Source organism: Micromonospora vinacea (assembly GCF_015751785.1).
GTDB classification, from domain to species: Bacteria; Actinomycetota; Actinomycetes; order Mycobacteriales; family Micromonosporaceae; genus Micromonospora; species Micromonospora vinacea.
Map to the genome: position 1 here is coordinate 1,306,765 of NZ_JADOTY010000001.1, position 23,643 is coordinate 1,330,407.

The following is a 23,643-nucleotide window of genomic DNA, read 5'->3' on the forward strand; positions in this document are numbered from 1 at the left end:
CGAATGGTCGCTTTGGCACAGACTCCGCCCTCGGCCGACCGGCTGCGGGCGATCGACGAATTCCTCGCTCAGGCGTGGGCGGACCAGGTCCGCCACGATGATCGGTTGCGGGACCTGGCGGTCGAGGTGCGGTTCGACCGGGGGGTGGCCCATCTGAGCGGTGACGTGGCCGAGCCCACCCAGCTACGGCTGGTGCGGGACCTGGTGGGGCGGCTGGCCGGTGTCTACGGCGTCTGGTGCCGGGTCGGCATCGGCGGGCGGGCGCCCGTGGTCGTGGACCTCGGGTGCGGGCCGACCAAGCAATGGTCGAGCAACCTGGGGCTGGACATCTACCCGGCGCCCGGCGTGGACGCCGTCGCGGACCTGTCCGGCTCCCTGCCGCTCGCCGACAACTCGGTGGACGTCCTCTTCGCGGTGCACATCCTGGAGCACCTGATCGACTTCCTGCCGCTTGTCGACGAGTGTCATCGGGTGCTCCGCCCCGGAGGCGTGCTGCACGTGATGAGCCCCTGGTGGGGGCATGTGAACGCGGTGGCCGACCCGACCCACGTCCGGCTGATGGACGTGCAGACGTTCAAGGGAATCTGCCAGCTCCGGCCACCGGGCACGCCGCGGTGGTACCCCCTGCACGCCGGCTGCGACGGCGCGTCGATCTTCGCCGACCTGACCCCCCTCCCCCCGGACGCCGACCCGGCGCCCCAGTCCCACCTGGCCCGTTTCTTCGACTAGCCGGTCCCTGTGGACTCGCGGAGTTCCAGGCGGTAGGGGGCGGCGAGTTCCCGGGCGGGGACGGTGCGGTCGCCATCCAGGCGGTCGGCGAGGAGTTGGATGGCCAGGCGGGCGATCTGCTCCTTGTCCGGGGCCACGGTGCTCAGGGCCGGGATGGCGAACCTGCCGTCCTCGATGTCGTCGAAGCCGACCACTGCCACGTCCTCGGGCACCCGCAGGCCGGCCTCGTGCAGAGCGCGCAGGGCACCGAGGGCGAGCGTGTCGTTGAAGCAGAAGACGGCGTCGGGGCGTACACCGGAGGTGAGCAGGCCGCGCATCGCGGCCGCGCCGTCGGCGCGGTGCCAGGCCGGCGCGGACGCCACCAGGGCCTGGTCGTAGTCGAGCCCGGCGGCGCGCAGCGCGTCGCGGTAGCCGGCCAGGCGCAGCCGGGCACTGGCGCCCACGTCGGTGCGCTGCGCGCCGACGGCAGCGATCCGACGGCGACCGATCTGGATCAGGTGAGCGGTGCTCTCCCGGGCCGCGGTCACGTTGTCGATCACCACTCGATCGGCGGAGCAGTGTTCGATCCGCTCGCCGAGCAGCACCATCGGAGTGCCGTCCAGGCCGGCCAGGTCCGCCGCGGTGAGCGCCGACGGACTGAGGATGAGCCCGTCGATCAGGTGGTCGGTGATACCGGAGGCAAGCACCCGTTCCTGGTCACGCCGGCCCTCGGTCTGGTCGATGAGCACCGTCCAGCCGTACTCGGCGGCGGCGGTGACCACGTGGCGGGCCAGCTCGGCGAAGTACGGGACGTCCAGTTCCGGAACGGCCAACGCGATCACGCCGGTGCGGCCCTTGCGCAGGTGACGGGCCGAGAGGTTGGGCCGGTAGTTCAGCTCGGCGATCGCCTCCTCGACCCGGGCACGGGTGTCCGGCCGCACGTGCAGGTGGCCGTTCACGACGTTCGAGACGGTCTTGACGGAGACGCCGGCCCGTTCGGCCACGTCCTTGAGTCTGTGTCGCACGCCACAACCTCCCCGAGGTGACGGGCGCACCATACCGTCAGCGACCCCCCTGCACGGCGGGCTGGTGCTGGACCAGCCGGTTGCGGCGGTGGCCGTAACCGAAGTAGATCACCGCGCCGAGCAGCATCCAGGCCAGGAACCGCAGCCAGGTCTCCACCGACAGGTTGAGCATCAGGTAGAAGCAGGCCAGCGCCGAGACGATCGGCAGCACCGGCGAGAACGGCACCCGGAACGGCCGCTCCAGGTCCGGCCGCTTGCGGCGCAGGATCGGCACCGCCACCGACACGAGGACGAACGCGCAGAGCGCGCCGATGCTGACCAGGTCGGCCAGCGCGGAGAGCGGCAGGAAGCCGGCCAGCAGCGCGACCGCCACCGTCATGATCGCCGAGATCCGGTACGGGGTGCCCCAGCGCGGGTGCACCTTCGCGATCGAGGGCGGGATCAACCCGTCCCGGGCGATGGCGAAGCCGATCCGGCCCATCGCCACCAGGTCGACCAGGATGACGCTGGTCAGGCCCGCGACCGCGGCGATGGAGACCAGCACGGCGGCCCAGCCGGCACCGACCGACTCGAAGGCCGACGCGATCGGGGCGCCCCTGTCGATCTCGGTGTACGGCACCATCCCGACCACCACCAGCGAGACGCCGATGTAGAGCACCGTGGAGATCAGCAGCGTGCCGAGCAGACCCAGGGTGAGGTCCCGCTTGGGCTTCCTCGTCTCCTCGCCCAGGTTGGCCACGGCCTCGAAGCCGGTGTACGCGAAGAAGACCACGGCGGCGGCGCTGAGCACCCCGACGAAGCCGAAGACCGACGGCTCCAGCCCGAAGAGCGCCTGCGTGACCGGTTGCTTGATGCCGTCGTCGCCGCTCCCGGCGGGCTCGGCCGGCGGGATGAACGGGGTGAGGTTGGCGGCCTTCACGAAGAACAGCCCGGCGACCACCACGAAGACGCAGATGGCCACCTTCACCAGTACCAGCAGGTTGGTGATCCGGGCGGATTCCCGGATGCCGACGATCGCCACGACGCCGAGGATCAGCACGATCGCGATGGCGCCCACGTTGACGGTGCTGCCCTCCTCACCGAACCACCGGGTCGGAAGGTCGAGCAGTTCGGCGAGGTAGCCGGACCAGCCTCGGGCCACCACTGCGGCGCCGAGCGCGAACTCCAGCAGCAGGTCCCAGCCGATGATCCAGGCGACGATCTCGCCCATCGTGGCGTACGCGTAGGTGTAGGCGCTGCCGGCGGTCGGCACGCTGGAGGCGAGTTCGGCGTAGCAGAGGGCGGCGAGCAGGGCCACCACGCCGGCGATGGCGAAGGAGATCACCACGCCCGGCCCGGCGCTGTCCCGGGCCTCGATCCCGGTGAGGGTGAAGATGCCGGTGCCGATCACGATGCCGATGCCGAAGCCGGTGAGGTCGATCGCGCCGAGCCGCCTCTTCAGCCCCAACTGGCCGTCGCTGCCGTCCGCCTCACCCTGGGCTATCACGTCCTTGATTGGTTTTGTGCGCAGCACGGACACCCGGTCACCCCTCCCACCGTGCGACCACCTCCGTGGCGGCCGGTGACCGCCGTTGCTACCCACCGGCGCGATTCGTCAACCACGAACTCTTGCGGCGATGGCCAGACTGTGAAAATTTCCTACCAGCAACGCGGACATCGGCGGCGAATCTTGCCGTGCGCCGCGCGAAACATCCGGGAGCCCCAACGAAGGGACAGACCGCATGAAAGCCACCCGACTCGGAGTCGCCGGGCTGGTCGCAGCCCTGCTCGGCACGTTCGTCACCGCCACCCCCGCGAGCGCCGCACCCAGCGCGGCCGACACCACCAGCACCGCCACCTGCGCCACCGACCCGGCCACCCCGAAGCGGCAGTTCCGGGCCATGTGGATCTCGTCGGTGGTCAACATCGACTGGCCCAGCAAGGCGTCCCAGACCAACCCGGACCGGATCGCGGCCCAGCAGGCCGAATACCGCCAACTGCTCGACCTGGCCGGGCGACTGCACCACAACGCCGTCGTGGTGCAGGTCCGGCCCACCGCCGACGCGCTCTGGCCCTCACCGTACGAGCCCTGGTCGGAATACCTGACCGGGGTACGCGGCCAGGACCCGGGCTGGGACCCGCTGGCCTTCCTGGTCGACGAGTCGCACAAGCGGAACCTGGAGTTCCACGCCTGGTTCAACCCGTACCGCGTCTCCATGCCGGCCCCCGGCGGCGCCGGCGCCGACCTCGCCCAACTCGCCCCCGGCCACCCGGCGCAGCAGCACCCCGACTGGACCTTCGCCTACCCACCGGCCGGCGTGGCCGGCAGCCGGCTCTACTACAACCCCGGCATTCCGGAGGTCCGCGAGTTCGTCCAGACCGCCATGATGGACGCCGTCAAGCGGTACGACATCGACGGCGTCCACTTCGACGACTACTTCTACCCCTACCCCAGCGGCACCTACCAGGTGCCGGACGACACGACCTTCGCCGCCCACAACCGGGGCTTCACCGACCGGGCCGACTGGCGGCGGGACAACATCAACCTGCTGATCCAGGAGATGAACGGCAAGATCAAGGCGGCGAAGCCGTGGGTGAAGTTCGGCGTCAGCCCGTTCGGCATCTGGCGCAACAAGACCGCCGACCCGCTCGGTTCGGACACCACCGGCAGCCAGTCGTACGACATCATCTCCGCCGACACCCGCAAGTGGATCAAGCAGGAGTGGATCGACTACGTGGTGCCGCAGCTCTACTGGTACATCGGCCAGTACCCGGCCGCCGACTACGCGCGCCTGGTGCCGTGGTGGGCCGAGACGGTGCGCGGCACCCGCGTCCAGCTCTACATCGGCCAGGCCGACTACAAGAGCGGCGACCCGGCGTACGGGCCGTACTGGCAGAACCCGCGTGAGCTGTCCGACCACCTGACGCTCAACCGGTCGTACCCGGAGGTGCAGGGCAACGTGCACTTCTCCGCGGTGCAGGTGCGGGCCAACCGGCTCGGCGCCACCGACATCTACGCTGCCGAGCACTACTCCCGCCCGGCGCTGGTGCCGGCCATGCCCCACCTGCCGGCCCGGCCGCTGCTCTTCCCGGTGGTCAGCAAGGCGACCCGGCAGGCCGACGGGGTCCGGCTCACCTGGCGGCAGCCCGCCGACGGCGTCGGCCCGCTCGGCACCGCCACCTCGTACGCGATCTACCGCTTCGACGGCACCACGCTGCCCGGCCGGTGCGCCACGGCCGACGCCGCGCACCTGGTCGACACCGTCCGGGCGACTCCCGGTGGCACCCAGTCCTGGGTGGACACCTCGGCGGAGCCCGGTCGGCGCTACACCTACCAACTGACCGCGCTCGACCGTTCGGCCAACGAGAGCCCCGCGAGCCCGCCGGCATTCGTCAGGCACTGACCCGCTTCCCTGAATGCCCCGGACGCCTCGCGCGTCCGGGGCATTCGTCTGTTTCAACGTATGTCACCAATAGTTGGCGACGCGCATACCGCCTAGTTGATCAGCTGATCGACACTCATCGACATCCGGTAACCCGCCGGTAACTTCCGTCCCACCCGCTCACCCGCGGAGGTAACCCGTGCCCCGACGTCTCGCCACCCTGCTCGCCTCGGGCGCGTTAGCGCTGCTCGCCACCCTCACCATCGCCTCCCCCGCCGCCGCCGTCACCACCGCCCAACGGCTCTCCGTGCTGTCCAGTTGGACCCAGACCAGCGCGTCCAGCTACAACTCGTGGAACAGCGCCCGGATCAACCGGGCCCCGTGGGCCGAGTACAACTTCAACTGGTCCACCGACTACTGCTCGTCCAGCCCGGACAACCCGCTCGGCTTCACCTTCAACCTGGGCTGCTACCGGCACGACTTCGGCTACCGCAACTACAAGGCGGTCGGCCAGTTCTCCGCCAACAAGTCCCGCCTCGACAGCGCCTTTTACGAGGACCTGAAGCGCGTCTGCACCACGTACAACTCGGTCGTCCGGCCGGCCTGCTACAGCCTGGCCTGGACCTACTACCAGGCGGTCAGCATCTTCGGTTCGGTAGCGGCCGTCCAGCAGGCCGACATCGACCGCGCCGCCCGAATGAAGGCCGAAGCCGAAGCCAACGCAGCAACCCGCTAAACCCCTCACCCACCCACCCCCGACCCACCCCACCCCCCTTGCCAAACCCCGGTGATCATGGAGTTAGCGGCGGTCCGCTCGGCGTGTCGCACCCGCTAACCCCATGATCAACCGTGCAAGAGGGGTGGGTGGGGTCAGGCGCGTTCGGTTCGGGTGGCTGGGTGACGGTCGGGGTCGGCGGGACGGCGCGGGGTCGGTTGGGACAGGCCGGTGCTGAAGCGGGTCGAGTCCGCCGCCAGGTCCGGGTGTTCCACGTCGAGTGCCAGCGCCGCGGCCTCGTCCAGCCCCAGCTCGGCACCCTCGCCGTACGCGTCGTCGAAGGCAGCGTCGCCCAGCACCGCGCGCAACTCCACCTGCTGCTCGGCCCAGTAACCGCCGAAGATGCCGGGGGTGGCACGCATGCTCGCCCTGGTGGCCTGCGCGGCCCCGAACAGGCGGGCGGCCGTCAACCGCTCCCCGCCGATCATGCAGCGCACCGCGACCGCGTTCAAGGTGTCGCACGCCCGGCCGTGGTAGCCGTGACCCATCCGGGAACGCAGCGCCACCAGCAGATGCTCGTGCGCGGCGATCACGTCGCCCCGCGCCAACGCGACCATGCCGAGCAGCATGTCCACCGAACGCCGGCCCCGCTCCACGGGCCGGGCCGCCTCCACCGGACGTACCGCGCCCAGCAGTTCCGCCGCCTCCTCCAGGGCACCCCGCCGCCAGAGCAGCTCGGCCAGGCTGAACACCGCGAACAGCGCCTCGCCGACCACGTCCTGCCCGTGCGCCCAGTCGATGACCTCCCGGCACACCCGCTCGGCCTCGACGAACTGCCCCATGTCCACAAGCGGCGCTGCCCGGCCGGCGAGTACCCGGGCCAACAACCCGGCGTCGCCGGCCTGCCGGGCCGCCGCCTCCGCCCGCTGGGAGTAGCGCAGCTCCTCGGCGAACTCGCCGTCGGCGCTGGCATGCAGTGAATGCATGTGGTACGCCGCCGCCAGCTCCGCCTCCGGGATCCGCTCCCCCGTCTCGGCGATCCGCCCGTACAGCCGGAACAGCCACAGCCGGCCCTCCCGGGCCAGGCCCCGCTCCAGCCACCACTGGTCCAGCCCACCCGCCAGACCGAGACCGGCACGGGCGCTGCCGCCGGTGGCGCACCAGCGCAGCGCGGCGCGCAGCTCCCCGGCCAGTGGGTCGAGGGCATACAACGACAGCGTCACCGGCCGGCCGTCCTGGCCCAGGTGGGCCCGGTCCAACGCGTGCGCCGACCAGGCCACGTGCCGGTCCCGAGCGGCCTGCTCCTCACCCGCCTCGGCCAACCGCCGCGCCGCGTACGCCCGGATGGGGTCGAGCATCCGGTAGGTGCTGCCGGCGGCGCGCGGCTCGGCCAACACCATCGACTTGTCCACCAGGACCGAGAGCGGGTCCAGCGGGTCGTCACCCAGCAGCCACTCCACCGTCGCCAGATCCACCGGCCCGGCGAAGACCGCCAGCCACCGCAGCAGACGGGCCGCCCGGGGCCCCAGCGTCCGGTACGACCAGGTGACGGTGGCCTGCATGGTCATGTGCCGCTCGGTGGCCGAACGCTGCACCGCCCGACTCGCCGGGGTGGGCGGCGACGCACCGGCCGCCGCCGCTACCAGGTCCACGGTGTCCTGCTGGTTGCCGGACCAGCCCCGCTCCACCGGCGGCGGATCCGGGTCCTCCCGGCCGGCGTCCAGGGTGCCGAGGACATCGTCCAGCCGCTCGGCGAGCTGGCCGACGGAGAGCACCCGCAGCCGGGCGGCGGCCAACTCGATGGCGAGCGGCAGACCGTCCAGCCGCTGCACGACCCGACGCAGGTCGGCGGACTCCTCCGGGTCCGGTTGCCGACCACCGCGCGCCGCCGCCGTGCGATCCAGCAGCAGCGCCACGGCGTCGCTCTCCGCACCGTCCGCCCTCGGGTCGACCGAGAGCGGCGGAATCCGCCACACCACCTCGCCGGGCAGGCTGAACGACTCACGACTGGTCGCCAGCACCCGTACGCCGCCCCCGCCGGACAGCAGACGCGCGATCACCTCGGCGCAGGCTGCCGGTTGGGTGTCGCAGGTGTCCAGTACGACAAGCATCCGGCGGCCGGCCGCGTACTCGACGAGGGTGTCCAGCATCGGCCGGCCGGGCTCGGGGCGCAGGCCGAGCACGGCGGCGATGGCGAACGCCACCAGCCCCGGGTCGGTCACCGAGGCGATGTCGACGAACCAGACCCCGTCCGGGTACGCCTCGACAACTCCGCTGGCCAACTCCACCGCGAGTCGGGTCTTGCCCGCGCCGCCGGCGCCCAGCACGGTGACCAGGCGGTGCTGTCGCACCAGCAGACCCAACTCGATGCGCTCGGCCTGACGGCCGACGAACGAGGTCACCTGGGTCGGCAGGTTGTGCGCCACCGCGTCGGCGGTGCGGGGCCGGGGGAACTGCCGCTCCAGACCCGGGGCGACCAGTTGGAACAGTCGTTCACGGTCGTCGAAACCGCGCAGGCGGTGCAGGCCCAGGTCGAGCAGGGTGGCGCCCGGCGGCATCGGCTCGGCCCGACGGGCGGTGGACGCCGTACAGAGCACCTGCCCGCCGTGCGCGGCAGCGGCCACCCGGGCGGCCCGGTGCACCTCGGCGCTGGCGTACTCGCCGTCGCGTGGCTCGGCATAGCCGGTGTGCAGGCCCATCCGCACCCGGGGCGCGGCTTCGGGGGTGGGCCAGTCGTGGCTGGACAGTGCCCGCTGAGCGGTCAGGCACGCCGTCATCGCCGCTGTCGCTTCCTCGAAGGCCAGGAAGAACGAGTCGCCCTCGGTCAGCAGCTCCGCGCCGCCCGTGCTGGCCAGCGTGCGGCGCAGCAGCCGGCGATGCTCGGCGAGCACCGGCCGGTAGTCCGGGCCGAGCAGCTGGGCCAGCCGGGTCGAGCCCTCGATATCGGTGAACACGAAGGTCACCCAACCGCTCGGGAGCTGGATCCGTGGCGACATGCGAGGAACCTCCGCCCGTGACGTCGGGTTCATGCTGCCTGAGTCCGGACGATCACACATCGTGAGAACGGCCGGGCAATAGCCGCCTCAACGTGCCACTCGGACCCGCTCCCGGCAAGGGCGGCCCACCAGTCGTCGACGAATTGGCCCGATCAGCAGCCGCAGGCACCGCCGCAGCAGCCACCGCCGGCCGGTGCCGGGGCGCCACCACCCCGGCCGGTGACCGCGACCGCGGAAAGAAGCTTGACCGTGTCGGCGTGTCCCTGTGGGCAACTGGCCGGCTCACCGGCCGCTGCCATCGAACGGTTGACCTCGAAAGTGTCTCCGCAGGCGCGGCAGCGGAACTCGTACCGGGGCATGCCACCCAGGGTACGTGGATCTGACGGTTCGCGAAGCATGGGTGATACTCGACAGGTGGTGGACGGCGAGGACGACACGCGTGTGCAACCGTTACGACCGGCCGCGCCGCTGGACGGGCCGCTCGAAGGCTCGGGAGCCGCGCCCGATCCGGGGCGCAAGGTGCCCCGCCCCCGCCGTCCCTGGCTGAGCGGGCGTTCGGCGGAAGCGCCGACCACACCACCGGCCACCGCGCCAACCGCACCACCGGCCACCACACCGGCTCCACCAGCCGCCGAGCCGACCGCGACCGACCTCGCCAGGTCCGAACCGGACGCGAGTGCCACCGGCGCGAAGACCCCGGCCGAGCCCGTCCCGACCGCCCGCCCGGAGGCCAACCCCGAGGCCGAGACCCCCAAGACCGAGACCGCGAACGCCGAGGACCCGAAGGCCGAGGACCCTAAGGCCGAGGACCCTAAGGCCGAGGCGCCCAAGACCGACGCCGCGAAGACCGGTGCCGCGGATCCGGCGAAGACCACTGTGGATGAGGTCCCGGTCGTGCCGGCGTCCGACCCGGCACGTCGGCGGCGGGTGCAGTTCGCACACGCCCTACGTGTGCCGCCACGCCGGGCAGCAGCCACCGCGGCTCGGGCGACCCGGGCCTGGGCCCGCCGGCCGAGCGGTCGGCTGACCCTCCCCGGCGTCTTCCTGCTGGCACTGGTGGCCGCGACCGCCGCGGCGGGAGCGCTGCTCGTACCGGCCGCGATCCGCGCACCGCGCCCGGTCGCTGTCGACGTCTCGGCCACGCCCGGGGTCGCACCGCCGCTGGCGCCGTCCGGCCTGCCCACCGGCCCGCTGCCCACCGGGCCACTGCCGACCGTCCCGCTGCCCAGCGGCGGGTTGCCCGGCAACGGGCTGCCGACCGGGCCGGCGATCGGGGGCCGACCGTCGGACGCCCTGGCCGGCTGGGCGCAGCAGGTCGGCGCCAAGGTCGGTGTCCCGGCGATCGCCATGCAGGCGTACGGCTACGCCGAGCTGGTGCTCGCCCAGACCAACCGCAGCTGCGCGTTGAGCTGGACCACGCTGGCCGCGATCGGGCAGGTCGAATCGGGACACGGCTCGGCCAACGGCGCGCGGTTGGGGCAGGACGGCAAGGCGGTGCCCAACATCATCGGGCTGCCGCTGGACGGGAAGGAAGGTCGGATGCGGATCATCGACACCGACCGTGGCGCGCTCGACGGGGACGCCACCCTCGACCGCGCCATCGGGCCGATGCAGTTCATCCCGACCACCTGGCAGGAGATCGGCGCGGACGCGGACAACGACGGCCGCAAGGACCCGCACGACCTGGACGACGCCGCCCTTGCAGCGGGCAACTACCTCTGCAAGGGCGGCCGAAACCTGAGCATTCCGGGCGACTGGTGGAACGCGATCCTCTCCTACAACGATGTCCGGCGGTACGCCCAGGACGTCTACGACACCGCGAACCGGTACGGACGGGCCAGTCGGTCGTGAAGTGATCGTCTCGATACGTTGGAGAACTGGACACTTCCCCCGGGCCTCTGTTAGCGGCAAGCTAGACGGGTGATGGTGCGCGAGTGGGACCCCAGGACCGCGTCGTCCGCCGAGATCGCGTCGCTGCTGGCCACGCTGAACGCGGTCCTGGCGGCCGATCTGCCGCAGGACCCGCCCTGGCGGGAGACTTCGTTGCGGGAATACCTCGCCGAGGTGATGCCCGGCGAGCGGCGGATCTCCTGGATCGCCCAGGCCGAGCCGACCACCCCGGGTGACCCGGGCGCGGTGCTCGGCCAGGTGCACGTACTCCTTCTGGGTGACATCGGCGTGATCGAGGTGCTGGTGCACCCGTCCGCGCGGCGCACCGGCCTCGGCCGTGACCTGGTGTTGCGTGCCGCGCGCCGGGTCTACCAGGAGGGCTTCCGGTCGATCGGGGTCGAGGTCGTCGGCGACACGCCCGCGATCGGGTTCTACGAGTCGCTCGGCTTCAACCGGGAGTACGTGGAGACGCGCAGCGTGCTCGACCTGACCTCGGTGGACTGGGCCGAGCTGGCCGAGATGGCCACCGGCATCGGGGCGGGCTACCAGTTGGAGTTCTTCCCGGGCGGCCCGCCGGACGACCTGATCGAGGCGTACGCGCGGGCCAAGGCCGAGGTGCGCGACGTCGATGACGGTGAGCTGCGGCCCAGCTCCTACGACCCGGAGCGGCTGCGCGACAGCCTCGACACGCTGCACCGGCGGGGCATGAAGCCGTACATCGTGCTCGCCCGGCACGAGCAGAGCGGCGAGGTGGCCGGCCTGACCGAGGTGGTGGTGCCGGCGCAGCACCCGACCCGTGCCGACCAGTACGACACGATCGTGGCGCAGGATCACCGGGGCTACGGCATCGATCGGGCGATCAAGGCCCGGATGCTGCTGGAGCTGCGCTCCGCCGAGCCGGAGCTGATCGAGGTGCAGACCTGGAACGCGCAGGCCAACGAGGCGATGCTCAAGGTCAACGCGGAGCTGGGCTACCGCCCCGACCGGGACTGGTGCGAATACAGCGTCGACGTCGCTGAGCTGGTGCACCGCCTCGACCCACCGCGCTGAGGAATTCACGAAACTGTCCATTAGGGGATGGACGGTGGACAGTCGCGCACCTTAACGTGCGTTGACCCCCATCCACCCATCGTGGAGGCCCTATGCGCCCGCGCCGCTCAATCGCCGCGCTCGCGACCGCCACCGCCGCCGTGACACTCACGGCGCTCGGCGTCGCACCCACCGCGGCCAGCGCCGCGCCCACCGACCTGTTCATCTCGGAGTATGTCGAGGGTTCGTCGAACAACAAGGCGATCGAGCTGTTCAACGGCACTGGCGCCGCCGTCGACCTGACGGCCGGTGGCTACCAGTTGCAGCTCTACTTCAACGGCGCCACCACGGCCACCACGATCGCCCTGACCGGCAGCGTGGCGGCCGGTGACGCGTTCGTGTTCGCCAGCGCCTCGGCGGGGGCGGCCATCCTCGCCCAGGCCGACCAGACGACCGGGGCGAGCCTCTTCAACGGTGACGACGCGATAGTGCTGCGCCGGGGCACCACGGTGCTCGACTCGATCGGCCAGGTGGGCGTCGACCCGGGCACCGAGTGGGGTGCCGGCGTCACCAGCACCGCGGACAACACACTGCGCCGGTCGCCGAGCGTGGCTGCCGGTGACACCGACCCGGCGGACGCGTTCGACCCCGCGGCGCAGTGGGCCGGCTTCCCCGTCGACACGTTCGACGGGCTGGGCGCGCACGCAGTGGACGGCGGTGGCCCGGTCGACGTGCCGGCCACGCTGACCTGTGGTGGGCCGCTGGTCACCGCCTCCGGCACTGCCGCGAGCCGCGAGGTGACCGCTGCCGACCCCGACGACACGATCGTCGACCTGGCGGTGACCGCGATCAGCCCGACCCCGGCCTCCGGCTCGATCACCCGCACCGCGTTCACCCCGGCCGGCGGGGTGGGCGGCACCGCACGTGCCACGGTCGGCGTGAGCGCCGACCTCGCCGCCGGGGCGTACACGGTCACCCTCACCGCGACCGACGCGGACGGTGGCACCGCCACCTGCGCGCTGGTCGTGCAGGTGACCAGGGAGCTGACCGTCGGCGAGGTGCAGGGTCCGACCACCGACGCCGAGTCCGGTCCGAGCGACAGGTCACCGCTCGCACCGGCGAGCGGCAACGGCACGAGCAGCACGCTGTACGACGTACGCGGCGTGATCACCCAGTTGACCCTGGCCCGTACCTCGGCCGGTGCGGAGCAGCACGGGTTCTTCCTGCAGAGCCGCGTTGGTGACACCGACGGCGACCCGACCAGCTCCGACGGCATCTTCGTGTTCATGGGCACGTTCACCTCGCTGATCGGCGGTTACGTGCCGACGGTGGGCGACGAGGTCGTCCTGCGGGCCCGGGTGTCGGAGTACTACACCTTCACCCAGCTCTCCGGCGCGTCGCTGGTCCGCCGGATCGCCAGCGACCTGGCTGTGGACACCGCGGTGGCGGTGACCGACGCGGTGCCGCCGGCCGTGCTGACTGACGCGCAGCGCTTCTGGGAACGGCACGAGGGCTCCCGGATGCGGGTACGCGCGGGCAGCGGCGCGGTGAGCGGCCGGGACGTCTTCTCCTCCACTGCCGACGCGGAGCTGTGGGTGGTCGACCGCGACGACCCGCTGCTCGACCGCTCCGACCCGTACTCCCGGAGGGTCTTCCGGGATTCACACCCGCTGGACAACGACCCGACCCGCCTCTTCGACGACGGCAACGGCCAGCGGACGCTGCTCGGCAGCATGGGCGTGAAGGCCACCGCCGGGGACAGCGCCACGCTGCTTCCGCCGGCGCACACCTTCGACACGCTGCGGGCGGACGCGGTGGGCGGCGTCTACTACTCGTTCGAGAAGTACGGCGTCCAGGTCGAGCGGGCGGAGTTCGCCGCCGGGGCAGACCCGTCGAAGAACAACCCGCCCAAGCCGGCCGACCGGTCGCAGGAGGTGGCCGTGGCCACCTACAACGTGGAGAACCTGTACGACTACCGCGACGACCCGTTCGACGGCTGCGACTTCGCCGGCAACGCCGGCTGTGCGGGCGTCGACCCGCCGTTCGACTACGTGCCGGGCAGCGAGGCGGAATACCGCGAGCAGTTGGCTGCGCTCGCCGACCAGATCGTGAAGGACCTGCACGCACCGGACCTGATCCTGGTGCAGGAGGCCGAGGACCAGGACATCTGCACGGTCTCCGGGGCGGCGCTGAGCTGCGGCGACACCAACAACGCCGATGGCGCCCCGGACAGCATCCAGGAGTTGGCGCTCACGGTGGCGGCGGCCGGTGGGCCCGCGTACGCCGCTGCCTATGACCGGACCGGCGCGGACGCCCGCGGTATCACCGCCGCCTTCCTGTACCGCACGGATCGGGTGTCGCTGGCGGCCGCGACGGCGAACGACCCGCTGCTGGGTTCGGCACCGACAGTTCAGTACCGGGCTCCGGGGTTGCCGGCCAACGCCGACGTGCAGAACCCGAAGGCCCTGAACGCGGTGTTGCCGGCGGATGTGGACACCTCGACCGGTCGGGACGGGAACAACGTCTTCACCCGTGCTCCGCAGTTGGGCAAGTTCAGCGTGGCCGCCGCACCCGGCTCGACCGAGCGGTTCACCCTGTACGCGCTCAGCAACCACTACTCCTCCGGCCCGGACAGCCGGGTCGGGCAGCGGCGGGAGCAGGCGCGTTACGGCGCGGCGATCGTCACCGCGATCGAGGCGGCCGACCAGACCGCCCGGGTGGTCTACGGCGGTGACCTGAACGTCTTCCCCCGCCCGGACGATCCCATCGCCACCGGCGAGCAGCCCACGCCGTCGGACCAGCTCGCACCGCTCTACGAGGCGGGCCTGCACAACCTGTGGGACAACCTCGTCGCGGACGTGCCGGCCTCGGCCTACTCGTACAGTTTCGAGGGGCATGCGCAGACCCTCGACCACCTGTTCGTCAACGACGCGTTCTACGGCGACCTGGTGCAGGTGCGGGCGGCGCACATCAACGCCGACTGGCCGGCGGAGTTCGCCGGTGACGGCTCGCGGGGTTCCAGTGACCACGACCCGCAGGTGGCCCGGTTCCGGTCCCGGGCGTCGTTGACAGTGGCCGACGCGACGGTGGTCGAGGGCGACCAGGGCACCCGGCAGCTCACCTTCACCGCCACCGTGTCCCGGCCGCTGTCCCAGTCGGTGCTGCTCTGCGCCGCCACCGTCGGCCTCACGGCGCAGGCGGGCTCGGACTTCGAGCCGTACGCGGGCTGCAAGGTGTTGGCCGCCGGGCAGACGTCGGTGGCCTTCCCGGTGCCGGTGCGCGGTGACCGCAAGCGGGAGTCGGACGAGAAGTTGACGCTGCTGGTGGCAGGCGTGCCCGGCCTGCGGCTGGCCGACCCACTCGCAACCGGAACGATCACCAACGACGACTGATCGTCGGGGTGGTCGACGACGGCCCGCCGTCCCGATTGGGGTTCGGCGGGCCGTCGTCCATCCTGCGTCAGCGCAACCGCCAGAGCTGTGGCGGCGGCGGGTCGCCGCGGTGCCTGGCTACCCGCACCTCCCATTGGCTGCGCCGACGCATCGCGTCCCGGACCTCCCGATTGCGGTAGAACGTCTCCGGCGGGCGGGCCAGCCCGTAGATGTCCGCCCACCACTCCCCCGGCTCGGGGTCGAGGATGGTGTCCAGGTGCGACGGGTAGCGGCGCCCCGCACCGTCGCGCGTGTCTTCCCAGTCCCGCATCGGCCTGAGCACCCGGCCGAACTCGTCGACGACGGCCAGCCGACATCCGACGACCCCGACGATCCGGCGGAGGAGATCAATGCTCGGAACAGTCCGACCAGCCTCGATGCGGCCGATGGTCGCATGGTGCACCCCGGCCCACCGGGCCAGCTCACGTTGGCTCAGGTCGGCGTGACGACGGACCGCCCGGACGATGCCGACGACCGGCCATGGAGTGTCGGAGGGCTCGCTGAGTATGACTCTCCGCTGGGCGGTGCTGGGGCTCGGACCGTCGGGGATCCAACCGTCGGCGCTGGGTGCTCCTACATCCGGGGGTGTCGGTGAATCGTCCATGCCGCCACCGTCCCGGCTCGCCGTGTTCCTCGCAGTCCCGTTCGGCGAGCCTGTGTACAACGGAAGGAGCTGTGGACAACCGAGCGGCTGTCACCGCAGGGAGGGTGGCTCCCGCGGGACCGGCGAAGCCGTGGGAATCGTGCAGCGCGCCCTCGCCGCAAGGGAGCGGGAACCCCAACCCCCAACTTTTGCCTTTGCTCTGCACCCCGATACGCACCGGTCGCGGTCCGTAGCTGTCGCATCCGCGGGTGCAGAGCAAAGGCTGGCATGGAGAGGTCGGGACCAAGGATCCGCGAGGCGGGACGGCGTCGGGGCCAGGAACCCGCCGACGAGGCAGGGAGCCCAGCCGTCAAGGCGACCTACGGTGCCCGCTTCGCCGCGCGCGTCACGAGCGGTGTGCGGTCAGGCGACGGTCGTCGGCGGGGTCGCTCAGTAGCGCTGGCGGAGCAGGCCGGCGGCCTCGACAGCCCAGTAGGTGAGGATGACCTGTGCGCCGGCCCGCTTGATCGAGGTGAGCGTCTCCAGCATCACCCGCTCCCGGTCGATCCAGCCGTTCGCGGCGGCCGCCTCGACCATCGCGTACTCGCCGGAGACCTGGTAGGCGGCGACCGGGACGTCCACCGCGGCCCGCACCGCCGACACCACGTCGAGGTAGGGCAGCGCCGGCTTGACCATCACCAGGTCGGCGCCCTCGGCGACGTCGAGCGCCACCTCGCGCAGCGACTCACGCAGATTGGCCGGGTCCTGCTGGTAGGTGCGCCGGTCACCCTCCAGCGCCGACTCCACCGCCTCACGGAACGGGCCGTAGAACGCGGAGGCGTACTTCACGGCGTACGCCAGCACTGAGACGTCCTGGTAGCCGGCGGCATCGAGCGCCCGGCGTACCACGCCGACCTGGCCGTCCATCATCCCGGACGGCCCGACCATGCCGACCCCGGCGGCGGCCTGGGCCACCGCCATCTCGGCGTACGCGGCCAGGGTCGAGTCGTTGTCGACCTCACCGTCGGGGGTGAGCAGCCCACAGTGCCCATGCGAGGTGAACTCGTCCAGGCACAGGTCACTCATCACCACAGTGGCGTCGCCCACCTCGGCCACCACGTCGCGGATGGCGACGTTGAGGATGCCGTTCGGGTCGATGCCGCCGGAGCCGGTCGGGTCCCGCTGTTCCGGCACGCCGAAGAGCATGATCCCGCCGACGCCGGCCTGAACCGCCTCGACCGCGGCCTTGCGCAGCGAGTCCCGGGAGTGCTGGAGCACCCCCGGGAGCGACCCGATGGCACGGGGCTCGGTCAGCCCCTCCTTGACGAACATCGGCACGACCAGCTCGGCCGGGTCGACCCGGGTCTCGGACACCAGCCGGCGGACCGCCGGGTTGCGGCGCAGCCGGCGGGGCCGGATCTCGGGGTACGACATGGCAGGCCCTCCTCGAACGACTACCGGAAGCGCAGGGCGGTCGGGCCCTGCACCTTCGAGCCACGGCGCTGCTTGGCCGGCATGGCGGCCAGCTTCTCCCGCAGCTCGACGGCGTAGGCGGCGAGCGCCTCCACCAGGTCGGGCACCGAGGCGTGCGGCGGCTGGACGTCGACCCGCAGGCCGAACTCCGTCGCGGTCTCCGCCGTCTTGGGCCCAATGACGGCAACAACGGTCCGGGCGTGCGGCTTCCCGGCGATGCCGACCAGGTTGCGGACGGTCGAGGACGAGGTGAAGAGCACCGCGTCGAAGCCACCCGACTTGATCGCGTCGCGGATCTCGGCGGGCGGCGGAGCAGCCCGCACCGTCCGGTACGCGGTCACGTCGTCGACCTCCCAGCCGCGCTCGGTGAGCCCGGCGGCGAGCGTCTCGGTGGCGATGTCGGCGCGCGGCAGCAGCACCCGGCCCACCGGGTCGAGGATCTCGTCGTGCGGCGAGAACTCGGCGAGCAGGCCCTCCGAGGACTGCTCCCCGGCGGGGATCAGCTCCGGCTGGATGCCGAACGCGCGGACCGCGTCCGCCGTGGCCTCACCGATGCAGGCGATCTTGACGCCGCCGAAGTGCCGGGCGTCGAGGCCGTGCTCGGCGAACTTCTCCCAGACCGCGCGGACCGCGTTGACCGACGTGAAGATCACCCAGGCGTACCGGCCGTCGACCAGACCCTTGACGGCCCGCTCCATCTGCGCCGGGGTGCGCGGCGGCTCGACCGCGATGGTCGGCACCTCGCACGGGATCGCCCCGTACGCGCGCAGCCGGGCGCTCATCGCGCCGGCCTGCTCCTTGGTGCGGGGTACGAGCACCTTCCAGCCGTACAGCGGGCGGTTCTCCCACCAGCTCAGCTTGTCGCGCTGCCCCACGCCGACACCGACGGTGAGCACCACCCGGCCGGTGAAGCCGAGCGCGGCGGCCACGAAGCTGTCCACTGTCGACGTGGTCGTGTACTGGGTCTCGCCGGTGCCGTCGCCGGTCACCCCGACGCCGGTGGTGCCGTCGACCCCGGCGGCGAGCAGCCCGTCCCGGACGGCCGCGAGGTCACCGGCGTCCACGGCGAGCGCGAGCGAACCCCGGCCGACGGCCGTGGCCAGCGCCTCGAAGTCCAGTGCGCTGACGTCCTCGACGTCGGCGGCCGTACGCACACCCGGCAGCGGGACCCCGGCGTAGGTGGCCACACCCTCGGCCTGGCCGACGCCGGGCACCACCTCGAAGTGGGCGGCGGTGCGGGCCACCGCCTGCACCTCCTTGACCACCGAGTCATGCCCGAACGGATCGCCGGCGACCAGGTGCACCGCGTTCAGCCCGGAGCGGGCCGCGGAGATCAGCACCTTCGCCACGTCCCCCGGCGCGCCCTCGGCCGGGGTGAACTCGGCATCGTCCCTGGCCTCGGCGCGAACGACGGTGAGCAACGACTCCGGGACTCCCCGGTCGTAGATCACCTGGTCGGCGTCGACCAGGGCGTCGTGGGCCCGACGGGTCAGCAGGCCCGGGTCACCGGGGCCAGCCCCGACGAACGCGATACGGCCGACGGGCTTACGGGTGCGGGTCATTCTGTGCTCCCAAATTGCTGGGTCCCCGGGCCGGTGTGTCCTTCGTGGCCGAGGATCGAGTCGGCGCCGAGTTCGAGGAGTTCGGCGGCGAGTGCCTTACCGATCTCCGCCGCGTCGGCGGGCGTTCCGGTGCGGGACAGCCGGAGGTCACGAGTGCCGTCCGGGCTGATCACCGCCCCGCGCAGGTAGATCTCATCGCCGGTCTCGCCTTCGGCGAGTTCGGCATAGGCGGCGACGGGTGCGCTGCACCCGGCCTCCAGGGTTGCCAGAAACGCGCGTTCCGCGGTGACCGCGGCACGCGACGGTGCGTGGTCGAGCACTGCGAGCAGCTCGACCAGGTCCTGGTCGTCGACCCGGCACTCCACGGCCAACGCCCCCTGAGCGGGCGCGGGCAGCATCAGCATCGGGTCCAGCGACTCGGTGATCACGTCGAGCCGGCCGAGTCGGGCCAGACCGGCCCGGGCCAGGACGACGGCGTCGAGGTCGGCCTCGGGGCCGAGCACCCGCGCCAGGCGGGTGTCGACGTTGCCGCGGATCGGGGTGACCTCCAGTTGCAGGCCGAGGGCGTGCAACTGGGCGATCCGGCGCAGCGCGCCGGTGCCCACGGTGGCCCCGGGCGGCAGTTCGGCGAGCGTCCGGCGGTCGCGGGCCACCAACGCGTCGCGCGGGTCCTGCCGGGCCGGCACCGCGGCGATGTGCAGCCCACCGGCGGCAGCCGTGGGCAGATCCTTGTACGAGTGCACAGCGAAGTCGATCGTTCCGGCGGTCAGCGCGTCGCGCAGCGCGGAGACGAACACCCCGACTCCCAGACGGTGCACCGGCGCGTTGGAGCGGTCGCCCGCAGTGACCACCTCGACAAGCTCGACGGGGCGGCCGGTGGCGGCGGTCACCGCCTCGGCGACCTGGCCGGACTGGGCCATCGCCAGGGCGCTGCCCCGGGTGCCGAGGCGCAGGGGGGCGGTCATCGCGCACCTCCGGTGGGTGGGGTCGGCTCGGCGGCGTCGGCTCCGGACACGGGGTCGGTGCCGGTGAGCGCCAGGCCGAGGTCGGCGGTCAGCACGTCCGGGACGGTGTCGACCGGCGAGGTCTGCGGCACCTCAAGGTCGAACAGCTCGCGCAGCAGTGCCGCGTACTGGTCGCCGCCGGGCTCCGCGGCCAACTGCCGAACCTTGACGGTGGGCTGGTGCAGCAGCCGCTGCACGACCCGGTGCACGGTGCGGGCCACCTCGGCCCGCAGGTCATCACCGAGGTCGGGGCGACGCTGGGCCAGTCGGCGCAGCTCGGCGGTGACCACGTCGTCGGCCCGGCCGCGCAGCGCGGCCACTGTGGGTGCCACGTCGGCGCCGCGCAGCCAGGTGAGGAAGCCCTCCACCTCGCCGAGCACGATGCGTTCGACGGCGGCGGCGTCGGCGGCCGCCGGACCGTCGGCGAGCAGCGCCGCCATCCGGTCGATGTCGATCACCTCGACGCCGGGCAGCTCGGCGACGCCTTCCTCGACGTCGCGCGGGACGGCCAGGTCGAGCAGGACCAGCGGGCCCCGGGCCGGGTCGCGTTCGGCCAGCGCCGCGGTGACCACCGCCCGGGTGAGGACCGGTTCGGTGGACGCGGTGGCGGCCACTACGATGTCCACTGTGGAGAGGGTGTCGGCCAGCTCGGTCATCGGCGCGGCACTCGCCCCGTACGACTCGGCGAGCCGGACGGCGCGGTCGGCGCCCCGGTTGCTGACGGTGAGCGGCCCGGCGCCCAGCCGGGACAGCGTGGCCACCCCGAGCGAACCCATCGCGCCGGCGCCGACCACCAGGGCCGGGCGGCCGACGAGGTCACCGTCGAGGTGCCCGGCGGCCAACTCCAGTGCGGCGGTGACGACGCTCTGGCCGGCCCGGTCGATGCCGGTCTCGGCGTGGGCCCGCTTGCCGACCCGCAACGCCTGCTGCATCAGCTCGTGCAGCAGCCGGCCGGCGGAGTCGGCCCCGGTGGCCCAGTGGTACGCGTCACGCAGCTGGCCGAGGATCTGCGCCTCGCCCACCACCATCGAGTCCAGACCGCTGGCGACCCGGAAGACGTGGTCCACGGCGGCGGTGTCGTAGTGCACGTACAGGTGGCTGGCGAGCGCGGTCGGGGAGCTGCCGGCCTGCTCGGCCAGCACGGCGCAGACGTCGCCGAGCCCGCCGTGGAAACCGGACACGGCGGCGTAGACCTCCACCCGGTTGCAGGTGGAGACGATCACCGCCTCGGCCACGTACGGCTGGGCGACCAGGCGGTCGAGTGTGCGGGTGAGGTCGGCAGGGGGCACGGCCAGCTGCTCCAGCGTGGCGACCGGGGCGGTCCGGTAGGACGCGCCGACGACGAGCAGTTTCACGTGCCGATCGCCTCCTGGGTGTCGGTGGCCGCGAACCCGCCCGGCAGGGCGGTGAGCGCGGACCCGCCGGTGGCGGGCAGCGCGGTCAGCGACGCCTTGCGGTGTTCGTGGAAGGACAGAATCTGCAGCTCGATGGCGAGGTCGACCTTGCGCACGTCGACCCCCTCCGGAACCGAGAGTACGCACGGCGCGAAGTTGAGGATGCTCGTCACGCCGACGGCGACCAGTTGGTCGGCGACCTGCTGGGCGGCGGCGGCCGGGGTGGCGATCACGCCGATCGCGAGGGATTCCTCGGCGGCGACCGTCGGCAGGTCGTCAACATGCCTGACCACCAGCCCGTTGATCTCCTCACCGACCCGGGAGGGATCGGCGTCGAGCAGTGCGGCGATCCGGAAGCCCCGGCTGGCGAAGCCGTCGTAGCCGGCCAGAGCGTGACCGAGATTACCCACGCCGACCAGGGCGACCGCCCGGCGTTGGGTGAGCCCGAGCACATACTCGATCTGCTCGATCAGCAGCGCGACGTCGTATCCGACGCCCCGGGTGCCGTACGAGCCGAGGTGGGAGAGGTCCTTGCGGAGCTTGGCGGAGTTGACGCCGGCGGCCGCGGAGAGACCCTCGCTGGAGACCGTCTCGTGCCCGGTGTCGGCGAGGTTGTGCAGCGCGCGCAGGTACTCCGGGAGCCGAGCGACGGTCGCCTCGGGCAGATCCGGGAGCGCCGGTACGGCACCGGCGCGGCCGGGCGCGCCTGGGTGACGGTGCTGACTCATGAGACTCCGTGCGGTGCGATCCTCGGCCAACTCCGCTGGTGGGCCGTTTGTGGACTCCCGCTGGCGACCGAGGTTGCCGGCTGTGCTAGCAGGGCGCGTCGGAGTCACAGCGTAGGCGCTTGTGAAGACGTGCACAAATCGCGATCTTGCCGCTGCGTGGCGCGACCCCACCAGCCCCTCCATTCCACAAGATCGATTGAACGGCCTGGTCCGCGCGCCGCCCGGGCGATTATTGCTCAATCCCGACTTCTCTGACCAATCCCGCGCCGGCCCCGTCCAGGGGTCGTTCCGGCGGTGGTAGGGACAGCACTACGGAGGAGAGGCGGGGTTTCGGGATGGGGACACCGAGCCCAACTGCCTAGCCTTTGAGCATGACCGCCGTTGCCGCCACCAGCGAGAGACCGACGCTGGCACCGAGCATCCCCCGCCAGCTCTTCGTCGACTCCGGGTACGTGGTGCTCGGCCTGCCCCTGGCGGTGGCCAGCTTCGTCGTCCTCATCGTCGGCCTCGCGGTCGGCATCGGCCTGGTGGTCACCGTGATCGGCCTGCCGATCCTCAGCGGCACCCTGTACGCCGCCCGTGGGCTGGCCGACGTCGAGCGGCTGCGGCTGCCCGCGGTGCTCCACCAACCCCGGATCCGGCCGCACTACCGGCTGCCCGAGGCGGGCGCGAACGCCTGGCGGCGGATCTTCGTGCCGATGCGGGACGCCCAGTCCTGGCTCGACCTGGCGCACGGCATCCTGCGGCTGATCGCGGCGGTGGGCACCTTCGTGGTGACGGTGTCCTGGTGGGCCGCGGCGATCGCCGGCTCGCTCTACTGGGCCTACGACTGGGCCCTGCCCCGGGCCGCCGGCGAGGGTGACCAGGACCTGGCGCAGCTGCTCGGCCTGGGCGACTCGACCACCGCCCGGATCGGCCTGTACACCGCGCTCGGGGTGTTCTTCCTGATCACCCTGCCGATCGTGGTGCGGGGCTGCGCGCTGCTCCAGGCCAGCTTCGCCAAGGCCATGCTGACCGGGGTGGCCGAGATGCGTGACCGGATCACCGTGCTGGAGGAGCAGAAGCGGGCCGCCGTGTCCGCCGAGGCCTCCGCGCTGCGCCGGTTGGAACGTGACATCCACGACGGCCCCCAGCAGCGCCTGGTCCGGCTGGCCATGGACCTCAGCCGGGCCCGGATGCAGCTCGCCTCGGACCCGGAGGCGGCCGGCCGCACCATCGACGAGGCGGTCACCCAGACCCGGGACACGCTGGCCGAGCTGCGGGCGCTGTCCCGGGGCATCGCCCCGCCGATCCTGGTCGACAGGGGCCTGCCCAGCGCCCTGGCCGCGATCGCCGGCCGCGGGCTGATCCCGATCGAGCTCCAGGTGGACCCGCAGCTCGGTACCCCGGCCGGACGGCTCGACCCGGCGGTGGAGAACACCGCGTACTTCGTGGTGTCCGAGGCGCTGACAAACGTCGCCAAGCACAGCCGGGCCACCGAGGCCACCGTGGCCGTGGCCCGGCAGGGCACCCACCTGCAGGTACGGGTGGGCGACGACGGGCAGGGCGGCGCGCACCTGGCGAAGGGGCACGGACTGGCCGGCATCGCCGACCGGGTCCGGGCCGCCGGCGGGGAACTGCTGGTGGTCAGCCCGACCGGCGGCCCCACCGAGATCCGCGCCGAGCTGCCGCTGTGAGCGCGAGGAGTGAGCCGGGTTTGCGAGCCCCGCAGTCGCGAACGATGGAGACGCTGTGACCGGTCCG

The 23,643-nt window shown here is 72.2% G+C and carries 17 protein-coding genes; 7 read left to right on the top strand and 10 right to left on the bottom strand.

Features of this window, described 5'->3' with window-relative positions; translation table 11 throughout:
- Nucleotides 1-3: 3 nt before the first annotated feature.
- Nucleotides 4-729, top strand: coding sequence for a methyltransferase domain-containing protein (locus IW249_RS06360; protein ID WP_196919908.1), 726 nt, complete (start codon nucleotides 4-6; stop codon nucleotides 727-729).
- Here the strand turns inward: IW249_RS06360 and IW249_RS06365 are convergent.
- Together IW249_RS06365 and IW249_RS06370 are read right to left on the bottom strand one after the other, a co-directional pair.
- Entirely contained in the window at nucleotides 726-1,733 is a 1,008-nt protein-coding gene (locus IW249_RS06365; protein WP_196919909.1) for a LacI family DNA-binding transcriptional regulator, read from the bottom strand. The two genes, IW249_RS06360 and IW249_RS06365, sit on opposite strands and share 4 nt — an antisense overlap.
- Before the next feature lie 37 nt (nucleotides 1,734-1,770).
- Nucleotides 1,771-3,252 carry an amino acid permease gene (locus tag IW249_RS06370; protein WP_196919910.1) on the bottom strand — a complete coding sequence of 494 codons (1,482 nt, stop codon included), beginning with the start codon at nucleotides 3,250-3,252 and terminating at the stop codon, nucleotides 1,771-1,773.
- A gap of 202 nt (nucleotides 3,253-3,454) precedes the next feature.
- On the opposite strand from IW249_RS06370, the gene IW249_RS06375 reads away from it, so the two are divergent.
- The gene (locus IW249_RS06375; protein ID WP_196919911.1) at nucleotides 3,455-5,116 is read left to right on the top strand and encodes a glycoside hydrolase family 10-like protein; all 1,662 of its coding nucleotides are present in this window, start codon (nucleotides 3,455-3,457) and stop codon (nucleotides 5,114-5,116) included.
- A gap of 178 nt (nucleotides 5,117-5,294) precedes the next feature.
- Nucleotides 5,295-5,831: a phospholipase gene (locus IW249_RS06380; protein WP_196919912.1), complete on the top strand. Its 537-nt coding sequence runs from the start codon at nucleotides 5,295-5,297 to the stop codon at nucleotides 5,829-5,831.
- Nucleotides 5,832-5,965: 134 nt separating this feature from the next.
- On the opposite strand, the gene IW249_RS06385 is transcribed toward IW249_RS06380, so the two are convergent.
- Nucleotides 5,966-8,806 carry an ATP-binding protein gene (locus tag IW249_RS06385; protein WP_196919913.1) on the bottom strand — a complete coding sequence of 947 codons (2,841 nt, stop codon included), beginning with the start codon at nucleotides 8,804-8,806 and terminating at the stop codon, nucleotides 5,966-5,968.
- Nucleotides 8,807-8,958: 152 nt separating this feature from the next.
- Nucleotides 8,959-9,165: an FmdB family zinc ribbon protein gene (locus IW249_RS06390; protein WP_196919914.1), complete on the bottom strand. Its 207-nt coding sequence runs from the start codon at nucleotides 9,163-9,165 to the stop codon at nucleotides 8,959-8,961.
- 37 nt (nucleotides 9,166-9,202) lie between these two features.
- Here IW249_RS06390 and IW249_RS06395 point away from each other — a divergent pair, with 37 nt between their 5' ends.
- From IW249_RS06395 to IW249_RS06405, 3 genes are all read left to right on the top strand, one after another.
- Nucleotides 9,203-10,657 (top strand): lytic transglycosylase domain-containing protein, encoded by a 1,455-nt coding sequence (locus IW249_RS06395; RefSeq protein ID WP_231392426.1) that lies wholly within the window; start codon nucleotides 9,203-9,205, stop codon nucleotides 10,655-10,657.
- Nucleotides 10,658-10,729: 72 nt separating this feature from the next.
- Nucleotides 10,730-11,746, top strand: coding sequence for a GNAT family N-acetyltransferase (locus IW249_RS06400; RefSeq protein WP_196924658.1), 1,017 nt, complete (start codon nucleotides 10,730-10,732; stop codon nucleotides 11,744-11,746).
- 92 nt (nucleotides 11,747-11,838) lie between these two features.
- Nucleotides 11,839-15,117, top strand: coding sequence for a lamin tail domain-containing protein (locus IW249_RS06405; RefSeq protein ID WP_196919915.1), 3,279 nt, complete (start codon nucleotides 11,839-11,841; stop codon nucleotides 15,115-15,117).
- Nucleotides 15,118-15,184: 67 nt separating this feature from the next.
- On the opposite strand, the gene IW249_RS06410 is transcribed toward IW249_RS06405, so the two are convergent.
- The 6 genes from IW249_RS06410 to IW249_RS06435 form a co-directional block, all read right to left on the bottom strand.
- Nucleotides 15,185-15,760, bottom strand: coding sequence for a helix-turn-helix transcriptional regulator (locus IW249_RS06410; protein ID WP_196919916.1), 576 nt, complete (start codon nucleotides 15,758-15,760; stop codon nucleotides 15,185-15,187).
- 429 nt (nucleotides 15,761-16,189) lie between these two features.
- The gene (gene hemB, locus IW249_RS06415) at nucleotides 16,190-17,173 is read right to left on the bottom strand and encodes a porphobilinogen synthase (RefSeq protein ID WP_196919917.1); all 984 of its coding nucleotides are present in this window, start codon (nucleotides 17,171-17,173) and stop codon (nucleotides 16,190-16,192) included.
- 20 nt (nucleotides 17,174-17,193) lie between these two features.
- Nucleotides 17,194-18,774: a bifunctional uroporphyrinogen-III C-methyltransferase/uroporphyrinogen-III synthase gene (locus IW249_RS06420; protein ID WP_112584249.1), complete on the bottom strand. Its 1,581-nt coding sequence runs from the start codon at nucleotides 18,772-18,774 to the stop codon at nucleotides 17,194-17,196.
- Complete coding sequence (gene hemC / locus IW249_RS06425) at nucleotides 18,771-19,739, bottom strand: hydroxymethylbilane synthase (protein ID WP_196919918.1); 969 nt, start codon at nucleotides 19,737-19,739, stop codon at nucleotides 18,771-18,773. The genes IW249_RS06420 and hemC overlap by 4 nt, the downstream gene beginning before the upstream one ends.
- On the bottom strand, nucleotides 19,736-21,133 hold the full coding sequence (locus IW249_RS06430; protein WP_196919919.1) for a glutamyl-tRNA reductase: 1,398 nt from the start codon (nucleotides 21,131-21,133) through the stop codon (nucleotides 19,736-19,738). Before IW249_RS06430 ends, hemC begins: the two co-directional genes overlap by 4 nt.
- Nucleotides 21,130-21,900: a redox-sensing transcriptional repressor Rex gene (locus tag IW249_RS06435; protein ID WP_030329747.1), complete on the bottom strand. Its 771-nt coding sequence runs from the start codon at nucleotides 21,898-21,900 to the stop codon at nucleotides 21,130-21,132. The genes IW249_RS06430 and IW249_RS06435 overlap by 4 nt, the downstream gene beginning before the upstream one ends.
- Before the next feature lie 371 nt (nucleotides 21,901-22,271).
- On the opposite strand from IW249_RS06435, the gene IW249_RS06440 reads away from it, so the two are divergent.
- Complete coding sequence (locus tag IW249_RS06440; protein WP_196919920.1) at nucleotides 22,272-23,576, top strand: sensor histidine kinase; 1,305 nt, start codon at nucleotides 22,272-22,274, stop codon at nucleotides 23,574-23,576.
- Nucleotides 23,577-23,643: the final 67 nt, after the last annotated feature.